At 42.3% G+C, this 5,925-nt stretch carries 3 protein-coding genes and 1 pseudogene; 2 read left to right on the top strand and 2 right to left on the bottom strand.

What is annotated here, in order from left to right:
• Nucleotides 1-45: 45 nt before the first annotated feature.
• The gene (locus GQ598_RS10695) at nt 46-1,716 is read left to right on the top strand and encodes a hypothetical protein (protein ID WP_160404106.1); all 1,671 of its coding nucleotides are present in this window, start codon (nt 46-48) and stop codon (nt 1,714-1,716) included.
• An 849-nt stretch (nt 1,717-2,565) separates the two neighbouring features.
• Nucleotides 2,566-4,197, top strand: coding sequence for a hypothetical protein (locus GQ598_RS10690; protein WP_160404105.1), 1,632 nt, complete (start codon nt 2,566-2,568; stop codon nt 4,195-4,197).
• Between the two features lie 372 nt (nt 4,198-4,569).
• Here the strand turns inward: GQ598_RS10690 and GQ598_RS10685 are convergent, their stop codons facing one another.
• Both GQ598_RS10685 and GQ598_RS10680 read right to left on the bottom strand, forming a co-directional pair.
• On the bottom strand, nt 4,570-5,532 hold the full coding sequence (locus GQ598_RS10685; protein WP_160404104.1) for an aldo/keto reductase: 963 nt from the start codon (nt 5,530-5,532) through the stop codon (nt 4,570-4,572).
• A gap of 304 nt (nt 5,533-5,836) precedes the next feature.
• Nucleotides 5,837-5,925: pseudogene (locus GQ598_RS10680) on the bottom strand (elongation factor Tu); the annotation flags it as partial.

Below are 5,925 nucleotides of genomic sequence, written 5' to 3'. Positions count from 1 at the left end.
AAAAAATTCAAATAAAACAAAAATTTACTTGACAGGATAATCGAAATGCGCTATCATACTTGGCATCTGGCATCTGGCATCTGGCATCTGGCCTGCCAAACTTACGCCCTAAATCTTTTTCAATTTCACCGTAGTCGAAATCAGACACAGTTCTTATTTTCATCACCGAGGTCATTTCGCGTAGCGAAATCGGCGACGTTATCGCCAAGGCCGAGACACTTATCTTCTCTATTTAAATTACCAGACTTACTTAAATTATTTAGATTACCTAAAGTGTTGTTCTTCGTGCCATTATTGTTGTCATATACACAGAGTTCTGTGGCATTAACCGCGCATACATCACGAGTCATTGAAGGAACTCCGCCGTATTTTACGTTTGATGGGGGTCAGATTAAGGTAACTTCAACGGATAGTTTATTGTCTATTAAGTTAAATGGTAATCGACTTATCACACCGTCGACAAATACATCAAGTCCGACAAATCCGATAATATTACCAGTGGCGAGCGGTTTGGGGCATATAAGGACGGTAGTTCCGCCATCAGTTAGTTCAGTAAGTTTTAGTGATTTAGTGGATAGATATCTGAATTGGGGGGACGCTGATGGGGATGGTCAGGGTAGAAATGATGTTACGGCATCTGGGAGTGTGTCAATATCATTTACGGATAAGGATGGGAATACTGTTAATCGTAGTGATAGATTAGATATATGTAATGCTCCTTATAGGGTAACCTTAAGTAGTACAGGGGGATATTTACAAACACAGTACGGGGTTCCTAATAGGACCAGTTTTAGTGGAGCTACGGTGACATATTATATCAATCCGTATGGTGGTCCTGCTGTTTGTCACGTAAGGCCGAATTTGTTGATGGGTGGCACAACTGGCATTGTTCCTGACGACAGCCTTAACTACGCCGGCCCAGCTAGCATATGGAATCCTAATAAGGGCTTTTTAGTTCAGTCTACAAATCCAACATTTTATGACCGAAACTTTCCGACAACAGGCGCTGATGGTTTGTATTTTGATTTGCTCATAGGTGGAGTTGATGGACATGGGTTGTCGTGGTCATCTGCCACGACCGCGAGTGGTAGTATAAGAGCAACGGTGAATCAGAGGGCGCTGCCAAACCAAGGCGCAAACGAAGATAGATGGATTACTGATAAATCAAAACGTGTAGTAAGAGTAACGTTAAGTGGTCCTAGGGCAAGTAGTTCTCAGATACAGTCAGCTAATCCTAGTCCACTAACTGTGCCATCTTTGCCACAGACATTTGAGTTAGAGGGTCGTGATAGAAATGGTAATGTAGTGAGGTATGGATTTGTGTTAAAGCAGTGGTTCGTCAATCGGGGTGATAAACGGGGTACTCAGGCTAACCAATCCACTTGGTGTAGTGGTTTGGGTTATCGTATTGCTAGGGTAAGGGATTTAACTAATGCGGTTTGTTCTGGTTGGAAAGTGAATAATAGTTATCCTTGTACTGGTGCAGTAGGCGCCGTGCCGTCGTCTGGTAATAATGTTTACAAGCGTCACATAGGTGCAGGTCTTTTCACGGAGTGGGGCCACGTGAGCCGCTACGCTGATGCGGGCTTCACCCCCTACTACCACTGGACGAGTGACGCGGCAGGTAGCTATGGCTTCGATGTCAACACGTACGACGGCGCCGTTTACGGCCACAGTGCCAGCAGCGGCAGCGCTGCTGTTTGCACCGCACCTTAGCTTTTATTTCTTATTCCTTAATCCTTAGGCCGCGGGGGCGGTTATGGTGCAAATAGAGGATAATCTAACAAAGAATAAAGCCCCCGTGTAAGTTGGCGAATTTTCCCTTAGGGTTATGCTGTAGCGGTTTAAATTTGTGGTCTATTTATAGTACGGCAAGGTTTCGGACGTTTTGACCTTTAGTGAACAAAATAGCTACAGTGACCACGTCCGAGCAAAGGGAATTAAAGCGAATTCCCTTTGCAATCCCACGCTTTGGCTGCAGAATGTGGCCTATGGCTACCCTCCGTAATTACTCGTATCATCCTGATACTCGCCTCTTCGAGGCACCTTCGCTATGCTCAGGTGTTCAAATTTGTTCCAGACAAATTTGTCGCTCGGTCTTAACGCACCGTTTGTGGACGCGTTCCAGACGCAGCACAAACTCGCCAAACATCCCTGTTTGGCGTGCTAACCTCGCTCTGTTGTCGGCACATTCTGACGCCGGAATAGGACAAACAACATAACCTTAGGTGTTTTTTGGTGAGTTTTTTTGTTAAAAAACAACGCAATTACCGCCCAAAAATCGGTCAGAAAAGGTATTGATTTTATTCAAGTTTTTATTTATTGGTTTTTAGCCAAAAACCACCAGCCAACCCCCTCCTCCCAAAGCCCGCCAACATAAGCTGACTCATCCTTTAACAAAACTTTACAAATTTTTAACAAAAAAGGTGGCGCATTATTGGTCAAGCGGTTATAATTTAGTCGCTTACAAAGCAAGGGAGTGCTCATTATTAGAGCAGTCGGTTATAAAAAATCGAAATAAAACAAAAAATTACTTGACAGGATGATCGAAATGCGTTACCATTTATGGCATCTGGCATCTGGCATCTGGCATGCCAAACCTACGCCCTAAAACTTTTTAATTTTCACGGTAGTCGAAATCAGACTCAATTCTTATTTTCATCAGCGAGGTCATTTCGCGTAGCGAAATCGGAGACGTTATCGGCAGGGTTATCACCGAGGTCAAGGCGTTTACCTCTTCTATCTAAATTTTCAGGTTTACCAAGTTTACCAAGCTTATCAGGCTTATCAGGCTTACTCAGTTTACTTAGATTATTTAGATTCCTTAAATCGGCGTTGTTCTTCGTGGTATTGTTGTTGTCATATACGCAGGGTACAGAGGCGTTAACGGCAAATACAACCAATACTATTCACGGAAGTGCACCTTATTTTACGTTTGACGGAGGTCGAACGAGGGTAACTTCAAGGGATGACTTCGTGTCTATAACGTTGCCGGATGGTACAAGGATTACACCATCAACAAATACATCAAGTGCGACAAATCCGATAATATTACCGGCAGGGAGTACATTAGGTGATATAGGAATGTTGGTGCCGCCGGGATATATTTCACGAAATTTAAGTGACTTAGTAGCATTGGGCAATTGGGGGGATGATGATGGGGATGGTCAGAGTACAAATGGTGTAACAGCAACAGGGAGAATATCGGTTGGTTTCTCTGACAAAAATGGTCGTAGCGTAAGTCGTAATGACACATTAAATCCTTGTAAGGCACCTTATAGAGTGAGATTAGATGTTACACATAGTAGTTTAACTACACCGTATGGTGTGCCTAATAGTAGTCTTTTTAGTAGTCAGCAAGTGACGTATTACATCAAGCCGGATTCTTCTGGTGGTTGTTACTTTGTGAGTTACGCAAGGCCGAATTTGTTATATGGTGGTACAACTGGCATCGATTCTGATGATAATCCTCGTTATGCAGGCCCATCTAACATATGGTCTCCTACAAAGGGTTTTTTAACTCAGTCTAATGATTATTCATCTTACGACCGAAATTTTCCTACAACGGGTGCTGATGGGTTGTATTTTGACTTAGAGATGCCTGCAGGAGTTAATGCAGGTCAGTTGACATGGTCTGTTGTCACGAATGGTGATATAACAGCTACGGTGACAAGTGTAGCAGCTAATGATGGTTGGATTCCTAGTGTTGATAGAGGAAAAGTTGTCGCACGAGTTAAGTTAAGCGGTCCTAGGGCTGATGATACTCAGATAAATTCAGATAATCCTAGTCCTCTAGATGTCCCCTCTTTGCCACAGAGATTTGAGTTGGTCGGTAGGGATAGTCATGGTAATGAGGTGAGGTATGGGTTTGTCTTAAAGCAGTGGTTCGTCCATCGGGGTAGTAAACTCGATACTCAGTCTAACCAATCCACTTGGTGTAGTCGTTTGGGTTATCGGATGCCTACTAGGTTCAGCGATTTAACCAATGCAGCCAGTAATCGTGATTATTACAATCGTCGTATAGGTGCAGGTTTTTTCTCGGAGTGGGGCAGCATGTACTACTACGCTGATGCGGGCTTCGTCTACAACTTATACTGGGCAAGCGACGCTATCTCTGTCTCCTCGAAATACGGCGACCTCTACTTCCACGGCGGCGGCTACGTCTACAGAAACTGTGCTGTTTGCACCGCACCTTAGTTTTTAGCGTTTAGTCCTTAATCCTTGGGCCGCGGGGGCGGTTATGGTGCCTGAGAGGACAATTTAACAAAGAATAACGCCCCTGCGTAAGTTGGGGCATTTTGAACTGCCCCCCAAAAGTAGATTTAAACAATCCAACTTTTGGGGGGGGCAGTTCATTTCGCAAAAAATCCCCTAAATCGGACGTGGTCACGATAGCTATTTTTGTTCACCTAAGGTCAAAACGTCCGAAACCACTGCACCTAATCCATCCTATTCACCAAAACAAAAAGGCCTGATTTTACGCCCAAAAATCAGAAATTAAAATCATTGATTTTATTGTAATTTTTTGATTGTTTTTATGAAAAACAATCATCATTCCATTTTTACTGCTCAAATCGCCCCAACAATCCGATGCGGCATATACGGCTCTTCTAAATAAACAATATCATCTTTCGATAACGACACTTTTAGTGCTCCAACCGCATCATCAAGATATTTGGTTTTAGTCGCCCCAATAATCGGTGCTGTCACCCCTTTAGTAAATTGCCACGCTAGTGCTATTTGTGTCATGGTTACCCCATATTTTTGGGCAAGTTCATTAACTCTTTGTACAATGCTAGCATCTGTTTTTTGTGTGCCATCATATTTAGACTTGGCGACTTGGTCGGTTTGACTGCGTAAGGTGTCGGTTTGCCATGCTAGGCGAGCAAGTCTGCCTGCGGCCAAAGGGCTGTAGGGTGTTAAAGAAACATTGAATTGTTGGCAGATAGGGATAAGCTCACGCTCATCTTCACGGTACAGTAAGTTGTAGTGATTTTGCATCGAAACAAAGGGAGTCCAGCCGTTTTGTGTGGTGGCGAGTTGCATGTTATAAAATTGATACCCATACATAGCCGATGCTCCTAATGCACGGACTTTGCCTGCTTTGACTAGGTTATGTAATGCTTGCATTGTTTCTTCAATTGGTGTTGTGTAGTCAAAGCGATGGATGATATATAAATCGACATAGTCAGTGCCAAGTCGTTTAAGTGACCCGTCTATTTCCCTTTCAATCGCGACTTTTGATAGGTGTCCTTCATTAAAGAAGACTTTCGTTGCTAAAATGACTTTATCACGAGCGATATTCTTTTTGATGGCTCGCCCTAAATACTCTTCGCTGGTTCCTGCTGAATAAGTATTGGCTGTATCAATAAAATTAATACCTAAATCGAGTGCGTGTTTAATGATTGCTTCGCTTTCATCTGCATTAAGCGTCCATGCATGCATTTTACTAGCAGGGTCACCAAAACTCATACAGCCTAAACAAAAACGAGATACTTTAATATCTGAATTACCAAGTTGTAAATATTGCATAAAACCCTCTCTTTTTTAGAAATTGGTTTGAGTAGGTGTAACACTTTTGCTGAAATACACGCTATTTATAGCATTATTTTATTTGTTGTATTCTTTAAGATAAATACGGTATTGATTTATAGTATCATGAATTAAATTCACGAATAATAAACTTATGCATAGTTTTAGGGTATAAAAGGAAATATTAAATGATGATGAGCCGAATAATGGTTATCGTTAAAGCAGATTTTTTGTGACAGATATGTTTTGAGTAATAAAATAAAAAAAGGTGCATAAAAGCACCTTTTTTATTGTGGCAAGTCGATTACTTAATAACTTTAGCAACAACACCAGCACCAACAGTACGACCACCTTCACGAATCGCAAAACGTAAGCCGTCTGCCATCGCGATTG

Origin of the sequence: Gilliamella sp. Pas-s95, from assembly GCF_009795795.1 — a bacterium.
GTDB lineage: Bacteria > Pseudomonadota > Gammaproteobacteria > Enterobacterales > Orbaceae > Gilliamella > Gilliamella bombicola.
The sequence above is the reverse complement of the archived record's forward strand: the minus strand, read 5'-3'. Positions and strand labels throughout refer to the sequence as shown.